13 protein-coding genes are annotated in these 15,369 nt (G+C 73.1%); 4 read left to right on the forward strand and 9 right to left on the reverse strand.

The window, feature by feature from the left end; translation table 11 throughout:
- Nucleotides 1-48 precede the first annotated feature (48 nt).
- From ACFQ8C_RS09630 to ACFQ8C_RS09665, 8 genes are all read right to left on the reverse strand, one after another.
- Nucleotides 49-1,482, reverse strand: a complete 1,434-nt coding sequence (locus tag ACFQ8C_RS09630; protein ID WP_383454061.1) for a sialate:H+ symport family MFS transporter — start codon at nucleotides 1,480-1,482, stop codon at nucleotides 49-51.
- A gap of 82 nt (nucleotides 1,483-1,564) precedes the next feature.
- A complete protein-coding gene (locus ACFQ8C_RS09635; RefSeq protein WP_383454064.1) occupies nucleotides 1,565-2,269 on the reverse strand; it encodes an N-acetylmannosamine-6-phosphate 2-epimerase in 705 nt (234 codons plus the stop codon).
- Nucleotides 2,266-3,168, reverse strand: a complete 903-nt coding sequence (locus ACFQ8C_RS09640) for an ROK family protein (RefSeq protein ID WP_383454067.1) — start codon at nucleotides 3,166-3,168, stop codon at nucleotides 2,266-2,268. Before ACFQ8C_RS09640 ends, ACFQ8C_RS09635 begins: the two co-directional genes overlap by 4 nt.
- Nucleotides 3,165-4,094 (reverse strand): dihydrodipicolinate synthase family protein, encoded by a 930-nt coding sequence (locus tag ACFQ8C_RS09645; protein WP_383454068.1) that lies wholly within the window; start codon nucleotides 4,092-4,094, stop codon nucleotides 3,165-3,167. The genes ACFQ8C_RS09640 and ACFQ8C_RS09645 overlap by 4 nt, the downstream gene beginning before the upstream one ends.
- Entirely contained in the window at nucleotides 4,091-5,110 is a 1,020-nt protein-coding gene (locus ACFQ8C_RS09650; RefSeq protein WP_383454070.1) for an oligopeptide/dipeptide ABC transporter ATP-binding protein, read from the reverse strand. The genes ACFQ8C_RS09645 and ACFQ8C_RS09650 overlap by 4 nt, the downstream gene beginning before the upstream one ends.
- Nucleotides 5,107-7,074, reverse strand: a complete 1,968-nt coding sequence (locus ACFQ8C_RS09655) for a dipeptide/oligopeptide/nickel ABC transporter permease/ATP-binding protein (RefSeq protein ID WP_383454074.1) — start codon at nucleotides 7,072-7,074, stop codon at nucleotides 5,107-5,109. The genes ACFQ8C_RS09650 and ACFQ8C_RS09655 overlap by 4 nt, the downstream gene beginning before the upstream one ends.
- Nucleotides 7,075-7,077: 3 nt before the next feature.
- The gene (locus ACFQ8C_RS09660) at nucleotides 7,078-8,028 is read right to left on the reverse strand and encodes an ABC transporter permease (protein WP_383454077.1); all 951 of its coding nucleotides are present in this window, start codon (nucleotides 8,026-8,028) and stop codon (nucleotides 7,078-7,080) included.
- 71 nt (nucleotides 8,029-8,099) lie between these two features.
- Nucleotides 8,100-9,689: an ABC transporter substrate-binding protein gene (locus ACFQ8C_RS09665; RefSeq protein WP_383454079.1), complete on the reverse strand. Its 1,590-nt coding sequence runs from the start codon at nucleotides 9,687-9,689 to the stop codon at nucleotides 8,100-8,102.
- Between the two features lie 126 nt (nucleotides 9,690-9,815).
- Here ACFQ8C_RS09665 and ACFQ8C_RS09670 point away from each other — a divergent pair, with 126 nt between their 5' ends.
- Both ACFQ8C_RS09670 and ACFQ8C_RS09675 read left to right on the forward strand, forming a co-directional pair.
- Nucleotides 9,816-10,550: a FadR/GntR family transcriptional regulator gene (locus ACFQ8C_RS09670; protein ID WP_383454098.1), complete on the forward strand. Its 735-nt coding sequence runs from the start codon at nucleotides 9,816-9,818 to the stop codon at nucleotides 10,548-10,550.
- A gap of 172 nt (nucleotides 10,551-10,722) precedes the next feature.
- Nucleotides 10,723-11,766 carry an acetylxylan esterase gene (locus tag ACFQ8C_RS09675; RefSeq protein ID WP_383454082.1) on the forward strand — a complete coding sequence of 348 codons (1,044 nt, stop codon included), beginning with the start codon at nucleotides 10,723-10,725 and terminating at the stop codon, nucleotides 11,764-11,766.
- 184 nt (nucleotides 11,767-11,950) lie between these two features.
- Here the strand turns inward: ACFQ8C_RS09675 and ACFQ8C_RS09680 are convergent, their stop codons facing one another.
- Nucleotides 11,951-13,243 (reverse strand): MFS transporter, encoded by a 1,293-nt coding sequence (locus ACFQ8C_RS09680; protein WP_383454085.1) that lies wholly within the window; start codon nucleotides 13,241-13,243, stop codon nucleotides 11,951-11,953.
- 186 nt (nucleotides 13,244-13,429) lie between these two features.
- On the opposite strand from ACFQ8C_RS09680, the gene ACFQ8C_RS09685 reads away from it, so the two are divergent.
- The gene (locus ACFQ8C_RS09685; protein ID WP_383454088.1) at nucleotides 13,430-13,753 is read left to right on the forward strand and encodes a rhodanese-like domain-containing protein; all 324 of its coding nucleotides are present in this window, start codon (nucleotides 13,430-13,432) and stop codon (nucleotides 13,751-13,753) included.
- Nucleotides 13,754-13,838: 85 nt separating this feature from the next.
- Nucleotides 13,839-15,227: a rhodanese-like domain-containing protein gene (locus tag ACFQ8C_RS09690; RefSeq protein ID WP_383454090.1), complete on the forward strand. Its 1,389-nt coding sequence runs from the start codon at nucleotides 13,839-13,841 to the stop codon at nucleotides 15,225-15,227.
- Nucleotides 15,228-15,369 lie beyond the last annotated feature (142 nt).

Here is a 15,369-nt window from a genome sequence, read left to right on the forward strand (position 1 = left end):
GTCGACCGAGCATCGGACATCAGACGTCTCATGCCTCTGTTTCCTCTCTCACGCCGTCAGATGGTCGGCTCCCGCCGTGGGATCCGCCCGCCGGTGCAGTCGTCTCGGCACGTCGAAGCCCACCAGCACGACCACCACCAGACTCAGCCCGAAGGTCAGCACCGCCAGTGCCGTCCCCAGCGCCATGCCCTGGGCCAGCCGCGCCCCCAGCACCGGGGCCACCGCACCGCCCAACGCGCCCACGTTGTACGTGAACCCGAGCCCCGCCGCCCGACGCTCCGTGGGGAAGTGCCCGCCGATCCAGCGCGGGAGCAGCCCGGAGACGCCGAAGCTCAGCGCCTGGAGCACGAACAGCAGGACCCCGAGCAACGGCAGGTCGTCGTCGACCGCGAACACCGGGAACACGAACGCCAGCGAGGCGGCCAGCGTCCACGCGTACGCCCGCGAAGGCCCGAACCGGTCCCCCGTGAACCCCGACAGCCAGCAGCCCGCCATCGTCCCGAACCCCGCGAAGTACAGCACCCGGGCCACCTCCTCCGGCGTGTAGCCGAGTTCGGTCTTGAGGTACGTCGGCAACAGCGCCTGGACCGGCCAGCTGTACAGGAACGCCGCGAACACCGTCCCGATCAGGGCCAGGTACAGCACCCGGCCCCGCCGCCCGCCCAGCTGCGCGGCGAACGCCACCATCACGGCACCGGCCACGACCGACAGCACCGCCGTCGCTCCCCCCGCCAGACCGGCGAAGACCGTGAACAGCGCCCCCAGGGCCACCGCCGCCAGGAGGACGTTCACCGCCGCCCGGCGCCGGTCGGCGAACAGCGGCCGGAAGGGGTTCGGCCGGGTCGCCGTCTCCGCGACCGCCTCCTCCCAGTCCTCCGCCTCGGGCAGGGCCCGCCGCACCCACAGCGCCACCACCACCGGCAGCACGCCGAGGTAGAACATCCAGCGCCAGCCGTGCGCCGGTACGACGACGCTGTACACCTCCGCCGCCAGCACCGTGCCCGCCGCGTAGCCCGAGATGAGGAAGCCGCTCGCCCGGCCGCGCAGCCGGGCCGGCCAGCTCTCCATCACGTACGTCGCGCTCGCGCTGTACTCCCCCGCCATGCCCAGCCCGATCACCAACCGCGCCGCGAACAGGCTCCCGTAGCTCCACGCGAAGCCGCACGCCAGCGTGCCCAGCGAGAACAGCCAGATGCTCAGCACCATCGCCGCCCGGCGGCCGTACCGGTCGCCGATCGCGCCCAGGACCGCGCCGCCCAGCCACCGGGTCACGAAGGCGGCCGAGACGAGGCTCGCGGCCTCCACCGGATCCAGCCCGAACTCCTCGCCCACCTCGGTCAGCACCAGGGTGATCAGGACGAAGTCGAACCCGTCGAGGAGGTAGCCGATCCACGCGCCCGCGAACGCCTTCCACCGGGTCCGCCCGATCTGGCGGTACCAGGGGCGGAGGTCTCGCGTCTCGTCGGTCACAAGGGACAGCATGAGGGGCGCGGCCCCCTCCGCCCGGGAGGGCCGCGCCCCATGACGCCGCCGGAGGCACCAGACCGTACCGCCGGCGACGGGATCAGACCCGGCCGGCCGCCACGGCGGCCGCGAACCAGCCGGTCAGGGTGGTGGGATGGGTGATCGCCGTGCCGACGACCACCGCGTACGCCCCCCGCTCCAGGGCGTGGGCCGCCTGGGCCGGGGAGTGGATCCGGCCCTCGGCGACGACCGGCACGTCCAGCGCGCCGGCCAGCCGCTCCACCAGGTCGAGGTCCGGCCCGGCGGCCTTGCGGCCGTACGTGGCCGGGGTGTAGCCGGAGAGCGTGGTGCCCACCAGGTCGGCGCCGAGCGCCGCGGCCCGTACCCCCTCCTCGTACGTGGACACGTCGGCCATCACCAGACCGCCCGCCGCCCGCACCGCGTCGATCGACGCGGCCACCGGACGCCCGTCCGGCCGGGGCCGGTCCGTGGCGTCCACGGCGACGACGTCCGCACCGGCCTCCAGCACCGCGAGGGCGTGCCGGGCCGTCGGCGTGATGTACACGCCCTCCGCCCCGTCCTTCCACAGCCCGATCAGCGGCAGGCCGAGCGCGCCGCGGATGGCCCGGACGTCCTCCAGGCCCTGGGCGCGGATGCCGGCCGCCCCGCCGTCGCGGGCGGCCAGCGCCACCCGGCGCATGGTGTCCGGATCGCGCATCGGCTCGCCCGGATAGGCCTGGCACGACACGATCAGCGCACCCCGCAGGCGGTCGAGCACCGTCCCCTTCTCCGCACGGCCGCTCATCCCAGGACCCCCAGGGCGAGACGGGCCGCGCCCAGGACCGCGGCGTCGCCGCCGAGCGCGCAGGGCCGCAGCTCCACGTCCTTCAGCGGCGGCAGGAGTTCGGCCGTGAACGCCTCCCGCAGCGGCTCCCACCACTCGGGGCCGCAGCCGCCGACGCCGCCGCCGACGAGCACCAGGCCGGGATCGGTCGTGTTGACGATCCCGCCCAGCACCTCGCCGAGCGCCCGGGCGCCCCACGCGAGGACCCGGCGGGCCGTCTCCTCGCCTCCGGCGGCCCGGGCCGCGACCTCGGCCAGCGAGGAGACCGGAGCCGAAGCCGACCGCGCGTAGGCCGCCAGCAGCGCGGGACCGCTGCCGACCGCCTCCACGTGACCGGTCCCGCCGCAGGTGCAGGGGAGCCCGGCGGCCGCGCTCACGGGGACGTGCCCCACGTGCCCGGCCGCGTACCGGGCGCCGTGGTGCACCCGGCCGTCGATCAGGAGCGACCCGCCGATGCCGGTGCCGACCGCGACCAGCAGGACGTGACGGTGGCCGGCGGCCGCCCCGAGCCACGCCTCGCCCAGGGCGTGGGCGTGGACGTCGTTGTCGACGGCGACCGGGACGCCGAGCGCCTGCTCCAGGTCGCGGCGCAGTGCGGTCCCGGCCCAGCCGGGCAGCGCGGTGGTGGCCGAGACGATCCGACCGGACCCCGGGTCCACGACGCCGGCGCTGCCGACGCCCACGGCCGCCACCGGCCCGCCCAGCTCCCGGACGGCCCGGACGGCCGCGGCGACCACGGCGGCCGGTCCGTCCGCCGCCGGGGTCGGCCGTGTCCGTCGGGCCAGGACGGTGCCGTGGGCGTCGACGAGGCCGGCGGCGGTCTTCGTGCCGCCGATGTCGATTCCGGCGACGAGGGTCATCGCAGACCCGCCCGTTCCAGGATCTCGGCGATCCGCGCGGTCTCGGCCGCGTCGAGCGGGCGCATCGGCGGGCTGACGACGTTGGTGTCGATGATCCCGCGCACCTGGAGCGCGGTCTTGAACGCGCCGAGGCCGCCGGCCGTCGCGGAGGCGGTGCCGGGCGCGGCGACGGTCACGATCTCGAAGAGGCGCGCGATGCGGTCCTGTTCGGCCTTGGCCCCGACCCAGTCGCCGGCGGCGGCGAGGCGGTCGAGGCGGGCGTAGCCGTGGGGGTCGACGTTGCCGAGGCCCGGCACGGCGCCGTCCGCGCCACCGAGCAGCATGGCGTCGACGACGACCTCGTGGCCGGTGAGCACGGAGAACTCCGGCAGTTCCCGGGCCCCGAGGCACAGGTAGCGCAGGCCCACGTCGTCGCCGCTGGAGTCCTTGACGCCGGCCAGGACGCCGTCGGCGGCGAGCCGCAGCACCAGCTCGGTCGACAGCTTGCTGTGGACGCAGACCGGCACGTCGTAGGCGAGCAGCGGGAGGTCCACGGCGTCGGCGACGAGGCGGAAGTGCCGGTCGATCTCCGTCTCGTGGGTGCGGGTGTAGAAGGGAGCGGTGGCGACGATCGCGTCGGCGCCGCTCTTGAGGGCGGCCCGGCCGCGCTCGATGGCGCGGTTGGTGGTCTGCTCGATGGTGCCGGCGACGACGGGCACCTGCCCGGCGGCGGTGCCGACGATCGTGTCGACGACGACGTCCTTCTGGGCGTCGGTCAGGTAGGCGGTCTCACCGGAGCTGCCGAGGGCGAAGAGACCGGTCACCCCGCCTTCGAGGAGGAAGCCGACGAGCCGCTCCAGAGAGGCGGTGTCGATCTCGCCGCCGGTGGTCAGGGGGGTGACCACGGGCGGGATGACTCCGGTGAAGCGGGGGGTACGGGCGTTCACGACGTGCTCCTGGCGATGTGTGCGGGGGATGTGGAACGGGAGGAGGAGGGGACGGGGACGTCGTCCGTGAGCGGGTGGACGCAGTGCCACCGGTGGCCGTCGGCGGCGCCGTCGGCCGCCGGGAAGTCGCTCGCGCAGGCGTCGTCCGCCTTCCGGCAACGGGTGCGGAACGGGCAGCCGCTGGGCGGGTTGACGGCCGAGGGCACCGGGCCGGTCAGGATGATCCGCTCGGTGTGCTCCAGCAGGCTCGGGGTCGCGGAGAACAGGGCCTCGGTGTACGGGTGGGTGGGCGCGGCCGACACGGCGCGGGCCGGGCCCTCCTCGACGATCCGCCCCAGGTAGAGCACGGCGAGCCGGTCGGAGAGGTGCCGCACGGTCTGGATGTCGTGCGAGATGAACACCATGCCGAGGCCGAGCCGGGCGCGCAGGTCGACGAGGAGGTTCAGCACCTGGGCGCGGACGGAGACGTCGAGCGCGGAGGTCGGTTCGTCGGCGACGATGACGTCGGGTTCGAGGGCGAGCGCGCGGGCGATGGCCACGCGCTGGCGCTGGCCGCCGGACAACTGTCCGGGCAGGGCGCGCAGGGTGTGGCCGGGGAGGCCGACGAGGTCGAGGAGTTCCTCGACGCGCTCCTCGCGCTCCCGCTCGGTGCCGCGCTGGTGGACGTCGAGGGGGTCGCGGAGGATGCGGCCCACGGACATGCGCGGGTTGAGCGCGGTGGAGGCGTCCTGGAAGACGACGCCGACCGAGGAGCCGAACTCCTTGCGGCGGCGGGCGGCGGGCATGCGCCACAGGTCCTCGCCGCGGAAGCGCACGGAGCCCTCGGTGGGCTTCTGGAGGCCGGTGAGGACGCGGGCGAGGGTGGACTTGCCGCAGCCGGACTCGCCGACGAGTCCGAGGATCTCGCCCTTGGCGACCTCCAGGGAGGCGTCGGTGAGGGCGTGGACGGCGTCGTGGCGGAAGAGTCCGCCGCCGCGGGCCTTGTGCCGGACGTGGATGTTCTCCAGGCGGATCATCGGACCGTCTCCTTCCGGGGCTCGGCGATCGGCGCCGGGTGGTGACAGGCGAACGCGTGGGTCCGCCCGGTGGGCTCGGTCGGCTCCGGAGGGGTCGTACGGCACAGTTCGGTGACCGCCTCGCAGCGCGAGGCGAACCGGCAGCCGGCGCCGAACCGCTTCGGTGCGGGCACCACGCCGTGGATCTGGTGGAGCCGCTCCGCGCCGGCCTCCAGGGAGACGACCGAGCCGAGCAGGCCGCGGCTGTAGTGGTGCGCGGGCGCGGCCAGGACGGACCGGGTGTCGCCGACCTCGGCGAGCTGGCCCGCGTACATGACGGCGACGCGGTGGGAGAGGTCGCCGACGAGCGCCAGGTCGTGCGAGACGAGGACCATGGCGAAGCCGAGCTCGTCGCGCAGCTGGACGAGGAGTTCGACCACCTGGGCCTGGACGGTGACGTCCAGCGCCGTGGTCGGCTCGTCGGCTATGAGCAGTCGGGGGCTGCGGGAGAGCGCCATGGCGATGAGGACGCGCTGGCGCTGTCCGCCGGAGAGCTCGTGCGGGTAACTGCGCAGGGTGCGCCCGGGGTCCAGGCCGACGAGTTCCAGGAGTTCGGCCGGGGTGCGGGTGCCGCCGCGGGAGGTGAGCTGGCCGAGCTGCCTGCCCACGAGGATCGAGGGGTTGAGGGACGACATGGCGTCCTGGTAGACCATCGCGATCTCGGGGCCGGCGAGTGCCCGGCGTTCCTTGCGGTCCATGGTGAGCAGGTCCCGGCCGCGGTACTCGATGGTGCCGGAGACCTCGGCGTTGCGGGCGAGCAGGCCCATGATCGCGAGGCTGGTGATGGACTTGCCGCAGCCGGACTCGCCGACCAGGCCGAGGGTCTCGCCCTCGCGGACGGTGAAGGAGATGACGTCGACGACGTCGACGTCGCCGTAGCGGTCGGGGAAGCGGATCGCGAGGTCCTTGACGACCAGCAGCTCGGCGGCGTCGTCGGCCACCGGCCTGGCTCGCGGCGGCCTGCTACGGACGACCTCGGCGAGTCTGGCGAGGGCCGCGTCGGCCTCCTCGCGCGAGCGGGGCTCGGTCGCGGGGCGGGCGGTCGCCCTCCTGGTGGCGGTGTCCTCCACGCGGGCCGTCTCGGGGGCGGCCGAGGCGTCGGTGAGCCCCTCGGAGAGGATGTTCAGGGCCAGGACGGTGACGAGCAGGACCATGCCCGGGAAGAAGGTGGCCCACCAGCCGCCGGAGAGCAGGATCTGCCGGCCGTAGGCGAGGACGTTGCCCCAGCTGGGGTTCGGGTCCTGCACGCCGGCGCTGATGAAGGAGAGGCTGGCCTCGAAGGTGATCGCCTCGGCGACGAGGACGGTGGCGAAGACCATGACGGGCGCGGCGCAGTTGACGGCGACGTGGCGGAGCACGATGTGGCCGCGGCGGGCGCCGATGACCTTCTCGGCGGCCACGTAGTCCTCGCCGTACTGGGAGAGGACGTTGGCGCGGACGACGCGGGCCAGCGACGGCACGTACACGAGGGCGATGCTGCCGATGATCACCGGGACGGTGGGGCCGAAGACGGCGACCAGGACGGCGGCGAGCGCGATCGGCGGGAAGGACATGATCACGTCGAGGGTGCGCATGACCGACTCGTCGCCGAGTCGGCGCGAGGTGGCGGCCAGCGCGCCGAGGACCGCGCCGCCGACGACGGCGAGGGCGGTGGCGCCCAGGCCGATGACGAGCGAGTAGCGCGCGCCGTACACGACGCGGGAGAAGATGTCGCGCCCGACGCGGTCGGTGCCGAACCAGTGCTCGCCGTCCGGAGCCTGCACCGGGGTACCGGTGGCCAGGGGGTCGGAGGCGATCAGCGGCGCGAGGACGGCGGCGGCGGTGACGAGCAGCAGGATGCCGAGGGCGACGCGGGAGGTGAGCGGCAGGGTCCTGAGGCGGATGCCGGGTCGGGAGAGCCTCTGGGCGAGGCGACCGGTGAACATGCGTCACACCGTCCTGATACGGGGGTTGACCAGCAGGTACAGGAGGTCGACGACGACGTTGACGACCAGGAACGCGAGGGCGATGGTGAGCACGGTGCCCTGGACGAGGGCGGTGTCGCCCCCGGTGACGCCTTCGAGGATGAGCTTGCCCATGCCGGGCAGGTCGAAGATCGTCTCGATGACCACGGCGCCGCTGAGCAGGTAGCCGACCTTGATGCCGAGCACCGTCAGCGGGGTGACGAGGGCGTTGCGCAGCACACCGCGGATCACCACGGTCCGGGGAAGGCCGTTGCCGGTGGCGGTGCGGACGTAGTCCCGGTCGAGCTCGGCGACCATCGAGGTGCGGATGAGGCGGGCGAGTGAGGCGGCGACCGGGATGGCCAGGGAGATCGCGGGCAGGGCCATGGCCCGCAGCCATCCGGTGAAGGACTCGGCCGGGTTGACGTAGCCGCCCGTCGGGAAGACCGGTGTGTTCAGGGCGAACTGCTGGATGAGGACGACGCCGAGCCAGAAGGACGGGACCGCGATGCCGGCCATCGACAGGATCCGGGTGACCTGGTCGGGCCAGCGGTCGCGCTGCACGGCGCCGGTCACGCCCATGGCGACGGCGAGGACGACGGCGAGGACGAGGCCGAGGGCGGTGAGCTGGAGGGTGACGGGCAGCGCGATCGCGATCCGGTCGGCGACGGGCTGGCCGGGCGGCAGGGTGACGCCGAGGTCGCCCCGGAGCAGCTGTCCGAGGAAGTCGACGTACCGGACGGGCAGCGGGTCGTCGAGACCGTGCTCCGCGGCGAAGGCGGCGCGGGCCTCGGGGGTGGCGCCCTCGCCGAGGGCGTTGAACGCGGGGTCGGCGGGGGAGAACTGCAGCACCACGAAGACCAGCAGGGTGATGCCGAGGATCATCACCGGCATGATCGCGATGCGGCGCAACGCGAGCCGGAGGAAGACAACCATCGTGTGGTTCCTAGCGGTTGGAGGGGCACCCGGGCCGGCCCGGGGACAGGTCCGGGCCGGCCCGGAGCCGGTCAGGAACGGCCGACGTTCAGGAACGACATGCCGGTGGTGGGCAGCGGGCTGAAGCCGGGCAACGCCTTGTCGTTCCAGGCGGTGGGCAGCTTGCGGTGCAGGATCGGGTAGAGCGGCGCCTCGTCCGCGATCAGGTCCATGACCTGGTTCCAGAGCTTCGTGCGCTCGGCGGCGTCGGACGTGCGGGCCGCCTTGTCGAGGAGGGCGCGGACCTGCTTGTCGGCGGCGGTGCCGTCCCAGCGGAAGCGCTTGGTGGGCCAGGTGCCGTCGTAGAACCAGCGCAGCAGCAGGTCGACGTCGTTGCCGAAGACCGAGGGGTCGCCGGGGGCGACGAGCACCTGGAAGTCGCCCTTGTCGACCTTGCCGTACTGGGCGGCGGACTGGCCGATGTTCAGCGTGGTGTTCACCCCGACCGCGTCGAGGCTCTCCTTGATCAGCGGGGCGATGTCCTTGACCCAGCCGGTGTCGGTGGTGAGCAGCTCGATCGAGAGGTTCTTCACGCCCGCCTCGGCGAGCAGCTTCTTCGCCTTCGCGGGGTCGTAGGAGTAGACCGTGGAGGCCTTGTGGAAGTCGGGGTGCGTGGTCTGGAGGTAGCCCTCCGCGGTGGAGCCGTTCCCCATCATCGCGGTGTCGATGATCTTGGGGGTGTTCAGCGCGTAGTGCAGCGCCTGGCGGACCCGCTTGTCGTCGAAGGGCTTCTGCCGGGTGTTGAACATCATGAAGAGCTGGCCGAAGGACTGCACCGAGTCGACGGTCGCCTTCTGGGACAGGCGCTTCGCGTCGATGTAGGGGACGTCCTCGATGGCCTGGACGCGGCCGGACTCCAGGGCGCTGACCCGGGCGGCCGGGTCGGACATCAGCCGCCAGGTCATGGACGCGACCTTGGCCTTGTTGCGGCCGTTGTACTTGTCGTACGCCTCGAAGACGATCTTGTCTTCCTTGGTGGCGGATATCAGGCGGTAGGGGCCCGAGCCCACCGGCTTGGCGTCGAAGCCCTTCGGGTCGGCCTCGACCAGCTTCTTGGGGACGATCTTGGCGACGGTGACCCGGGAGGGGAACAGGTCGAAGGCGTACTTGAGCCTGAACTCGACGGTGGAGGCGTCGACGGCCTTCACCGAGTCGAGGAAGGGAAGGAACTGCGCCATCAGCGAGGCGTTCTTCGGGTCGAGGATGCGCTCGAAGCTGAACACCACGTCCTCGGCCGTGACCGGGGAGCCGTCGTGGAAGGTGGCGCCCGCCCGCAGCGTCGCCCGGTAGGTGGTCGCGTCGACCTTCTCGGGCAGGGCGGTGGCCAGCGCCGGGCGGGCGACCAGAGTGGTCGGGTCGAGGTCGGCGAGCCCCTCGAAGACGTGGGTGTTCGCGGCGACGGGGGTGGCGCCGGACGCCGTCATCGGGTCGAAGCCGGTGGAGAGCGCGTACGAGATGCCGGCCTCGATCGAGCTCGTGTTGCCCCCGCCGTCCGCGGAACCTGTGGAAGCCGGGCCACCGCACGCGGCGAGGGTGCCGGTCAGGACGGCCGCGGTGCCGACGACACCGGTGTAGCGCAGGAAGCTGCGGCGGCGGAGTCTTGCGGGTGTCCGCTGCGACATGGGGTCCTCCTAGGGGCAACGTTCACTCGAGAAGAGCCTGGAGTTCGGACGTCTGATGTCCGACGGCTGATAGCCTGTGAACCTAGCTGGACGAGGGAGAGGGGTCAATAGGTGGCCAGTCCGGAGATTTCCGTAACGCGCCGGGGACGCGCGTCGCTCCGCAAGACAGTGGCGGAGGAGATCAAGCACTACATGCTCGACAACCGCATGCGGCCCGGCGATCTTCTGCCCACCGAGGCGGAGTTGTGCATCGCGCTGGGCGCCAGCCGCTCCAGCGTGCGCGAGGCGGTCAAGACGCTGGCGGCGCTCGACATCGTCGAGGTGCGGCACGGCCATGGCACCTACGTGGGCCGGCTGAGCCTCTCCGCACTCGTCGAGTCCATGACCTTCCGCAGCATGCTGAGCCCGGACGACGACTTCCAGGTCTACGCCGACCTGGTCGACGTACGGGAACTCTTCGAGCGCGGCAACGCCGAGCGCATCATCAGCGCGCTCGACCCCCAGCACCTCGACACCCTGGAGAGCCTGGTCGCAGAGATGGAACGACAGGGGGCGGGAGACGGCGACGGCTTCGTCGCCTCCGACCGCGCCTTCCACGCCCTCCTCGTGGAGCCGCTCGGAAACGACCTGATCAGCCAGCTCACGCTCGCCTTCTGGGACGTCTACTCGATCGTCTCGCCCCACCTCAACCTGATGACCATCGAGGACGAGAAGCTCACGGTGGACGTCCACCGCCGCATCGTCGAGGCCGCGCGGGCGGGCGACCCGGTCGCCTTCGTCGCCGCGATCGCCGACCACTACGCGCCGGTGCACCGGCGCCTCGCCGAGGCCCGCGCCAGGGTCGCCGCGTCCGGCGCCTGACGATCAGAAGAGGCGGTGCGCGGGGGCGAACACCCCGGGCACCGCCTCTTTCGACGTCTCCCCCTCCCCTCCCCCTTGGGACGCCTCCCTTGACCGTTCACCCCAGCGATTCCTAGAGTCATCGGACATCAGACATCAGCTTTCTCGGTTTCCGCACCTTGAGGAGACGTTCGTGGCCCTGACCGACCTGACGCTGGACGACTGCATGACGTACCGGCCCGACGTACCGGCCCCGGCCGACTTCGACGACTTCTGGACCCGCACCCTGGCCCTGGGCCCCGTCGGCGCGCCCGTCCTGCGCCCGGTCGACAACGGCCTCGCCCTGATCGACACGTACGACGTCACCGTCCCCGGATTCGACGGACAGCCCGTGCGCGGCTGGCTCCGCGTCCCGGCCGGCACGGACCCCGACGGCATCGGCGGCACCGGAACCGGCGGCCGCGGTCTGGCCTGCGTCGTCGAGTTCCTCGGGTACGGACGCGGACGCGGCCTCCCCCACGAGAACCTGCTCCACCCCGCGGCCGGCTACGCCCACCTCCTGATGGACACCCGCGGCCAGGGCTGGTCCGCCGCCCCCGGCGCCACCTCCGACCCGGCACCCGGGCCGAGCGGCACCGTGCCCGGCTTCCTCACCCGCGGCCTCGACCGCCCCGAGGACCACTACTACCGGCGCCTGTTCGCCGACGCGGTCCGCTGGACCGAGGCCGCCCGCGCCCTGCCGATGGTCGACCCGGACCGGATCGTCGTCACCGGCTTCAGCCAGGGCGGCGGCATCGCCCTCGCCGTCGCGGGCCTCGTCCCCGGCCTCGCCGGCGTCATGCCCGACGTGCCCTTCCTCTGCCACATCCGCCGGGGCGCCGAGATCGCCCCCGAGCCCCCCTACACCGAGATCGCCCAGTACCTGGCCCTCCACCGCGACCGCGTCGACCGGGCCTTCACCACCCTGTCCTACTTCGACGGCGTCCACTTCGCCGCCCGCGCCGACGCCCCCGCGCTCTTCTCGATCGCGCTGATGGACCCCGTCTGCCCGCCCTCCACCTGCTTCACCGCCTACCACCGCTACGCCGGGGAGAAGTCGGTCGAGGTCTACCCGTTCAACGGGCACGAGGGCGGCGGACGCGTCCACGAACGTCTCCAGCTCGCCTTCCTCCGCGACCGCGTCGGCGCGCCGCGCACCACCGGCGCTTCGGTGACCGCGGCCCACCTGCCCGCGTGACGCAGGGAAAGGCCGCACGGCAGGCCGTCGTGTGGACCGCGGGGCGACCACCCGCCCGTCGCCGGCGCTTCGTTCGATCGCCGCGAGCGCGCTGCCGCCCGGCGGCGCGCCCCGGGTCGGTGACGCACGGGAGCCAGTGGCGTACGGGGGTCAGTGACGTACAGGGATCGGTGACGTACAGGCGTCAGTGACGTACGGGGCGGTCGGTCATCCAACGGGCGGCGAGGAGGCCCGAGGCCGCGGTGAGGACGGCGGCGGCGAGGACGGTGGCGTCCAGGCCCAGCGCGTCGGCGAGGACTCCCGCCACCAGCGCGCCGGCGGCGTAGCCGATGTCGCGCCAGAACCGGTACGCGCCGAGGGCGTGGGCCCGCCAGGAGGGGTGGGCGTGGTCGGAGACGGAGGCGATGAGCGCCGGATAGACCAGCGCGGTGCCGAGGCCCAGGCCGACGGCGGAGAGGACTCCGGCGAGCAGCGGGCGGTCGAGGAGCGCGAGCGCGAGCAGGAGTGCCCCCGCCTGGACCAGCATGCCCGTCACGACGAGCGGCTTGCGGCCGATCCGGTCGGCGAGGTGACCGGCCGGGATCTGGCCGATCCCCCAGAGCAGCGGGTACAGCCCCTTGATCAGGCCGATCGCGGCGACGCCGAGACCGTGGTCGGCGAAGAGGAGGGGGAAGACACCCCAGGTCAGACCGTCGTTGAGGTTGTTGACCAGGCCCGCCTGGCTGGCGCCGCGCAGGGAGCGGTCGCGCCATGACGTCCGGGCGAAGGTCTCCCGGAAGGAGGGTCCGCCCACCGGGCCGCCTTCGGGCGCCGGGTGGCGGGCGAGTTCCAGGGCCAGGTGGGCGGCGGTGTCCTTGACCCGGAGGGACAGGCCGAGACCGGCGGCGAGGAAGACCACCCCGACGAGTTCGGGGGCGGGGCGGAGCCCGTACCGGGTGGCGAGGTAGCCGGTGAGCAGGGCCGTGGCGCCGACCGCGACGTAACCGGCGGCCTCGTTGAGGCCGGTGGCGAGTCCCCGGCGGGCGGGTCCCACGAGGTCGATCTTCATGTTGACGGTCATCGACCACGTCAGCCCCTGGTTGACGCCGAGCAGGACGTTCGCGGCCACGATCCACCACCACGACGGCGCCCAGGCGAGGACGAACGGCACGGGTGCGCCGATCAGCCAGCCGGCCAGCAGGAGCCGCCTGCGGCGGAAGCGGGCGGTGAGCACGCCGGCGGCGAGGTTCGTGAGGGCCTTGGCGAGGCCGAAGGCGACGATGAACGAGAAGACGGCCAGGTTCCCCGCGAGCCCGAACACCTCGGTGCCGATCAGGGGGACCGTCGTCCGTTCCAGACCGACGAGCGCCCCGACCGCCGCCGTGACGACGACGAGCAGGACGAACTGCGCCCGGTTCTCCCGGAGCCCCAGCCGCACGGCGCCGGGCGCGGAGGAGACGGGGGACGGAAGCTGCCCCGTGGTGCTCCCTCGTACCATCTCGCTCTCCCATCCGTTCCGATAACCGCAGACCACAATACCCCCATGGGTATTTTTTCACCCTACCCACCCGGAGGATCGAGCCGTGACGCTCGATACCCAGGGGGGTATTTGACTTCCCTCGCCACCCCTGCCTACAGTCGGCGGCATGAATACCCAGGGGGGTATCCGAAAGGGTGATCTTCCATGAGTGAAGTGGATCTGGACGTCTTCGCCTCCGAGCTGGCGGAGGGCGCCTTCGCCATCGACGTACGGGAACCGGACGAGTTCCGCGCCGGCCACGTACCGGGGGTCCGCCCCGCACCGCTCTCCGAACTCGGCGCCCACCTCGCCGCGCTCCCCGCCGACCGGCCCGTCTACGTGATCTGCGCGAGCGGCAACCGGAGCGCCTGGGCCGTCGCGCACCTCGAGGCCGCCGGCGTCCGCGCGGTCTCGGTCGCGGGCGGCACCTCCGGGTGGGTCCGCACCGGCCGCCCCGTCGTGCGCGGCTCGGACGTCCGGGCCGCCTGAACGGCCGGCCGGCCACCCCACCGCACCGCTCCCCGTCCCGCGGGGCTTCCGCTCCGCGCCCGTTTTCTCCGTCGAAAGGTTCGCCGTGTTCTTCGCCCAGTACTACCTCGACTGCCTGTCCCAGGCGTCGTACATGATCGCCGACGAGAAGACCGGACAGGCCGTCGTCGTCGACCCGCGCCGAGACGTCTCGGAGTACCTCGCCGACGCGCGGGCGCACGGTTTCACCGTGACCGGCGTGATCAACACCCACTTCCACGCGGACTTCGTCGCCGGCCACCTGGAGATGGCCGACGAGACGGGCGCGTGGATCGGTTACGGCTCCCGCGCCGAGACGGAGTACCCGATCCGCCACCTCGCCGAGGGCGAGCGGATCGTTCTGGGGGACGTGGTGCTGGAGGTCATGGAGACCCCCGGACACACCCCGGAGTCCATCAGCGTCCTCGTCTACGAACACGCCGCCGACACCGTGCCCTACGGGGTCCTGACGGGTGACGCCCTCTTCATCGGTGACGTCGGCCGCCCCGACCTGCTGGCGTCGGTGGGCGTGACCGCCGAGGAACTGGGCGGCATGCTGCACGACAGCGTGCAGAACAAGCTGATGGGCCTGGCGGACGAGGTCCGCGTCTTCCCCGCCCACGGCGCGGGCTCGGCCTGCGGGAAGAACCTCTCCACGGAGAAGTCCTCCACGATCGGGGAACAGCGGGCGACCAACTACGCCTGCGCCCCGATGGACCGGGAGGAGTTCGTCGCGCTGGTCACCGCCGGCCAGTCCACCGCCCCCGGCTACTTCGCCTACGACGCCGACCTCAACCGCAAGGACCGCGCCCTGTACGACGCGACCGCCGCGGCCCGACCGCTCGCGCTCGCCGAGTTCGCCGAACTGCGGGCCGGTGGCGCGGTGGTGGTCGACGCGCGTGACCCGCAGGAGTTCGCGGCCGGGCACCTCGCCGGCGCGGTGAACGTGCCGGCGGACGGACGCTTCGCCGAACAGGCCGGCACCGTCCTGGACCCGGCGGAGGAACTGCTCGTGATGGCCCCGCAGAACCGGGAGGAGGAGGTCGTCACCCGGCTCGCCCGCATCGGCTTCGACCACGTCGTGGGCTACGTCCGCAACCCCGAGGACGCCCTGCGGGTGATGGCCGACGAGACCGCCCCGGCCAGCCGTCTCACCGCCGCCCACCTGAAGGCCGCCCTGGCCGGGGAGAACCCGCCGCTCGTGGTGGACGTCCGCACCTGCGGCGAGCGCGAGGCCAACGGCTTCGTCCCCGAGGCCCTGCACATCCCGCTGAGCGAACTGTCGTCGCGGGCCGGTGAACTGCCCACGGACCGGCCCCTCGTCCTGCACTGCGCGGGCGGCCACCGCTCCTCCATCGCCGCCAGCCTCCTGCGCCACCGCGGCATCGAGGACGTCTCCGACATCCTCGGCGGCTGGGCCGCCTGGGCTCTCGCGGCCGAGTCCGCCGAGGTCTGAGCGCGCCCGGCCGCCCACGAACCGCCGGCCGGTCACGCGTCCGGGTCCTTCCCTCCGTGCCCCGCCGGCCCGCGGCGGAGCCGGGGCCGCACCGCCCCCGCTCCTCCGCCCCGGGGCGGGGGGGGGGGGCCGCCCCCCCCCC

The sequence above is a fragment of the Streptomyces sp. NPDC056503 genome (assembly GCF_042794995.1).
Lineage (GTDB): Bacteria > Actinomycetota > Actinomycetes > Streptomycetales > Streptomycetaceae > Streptomyces.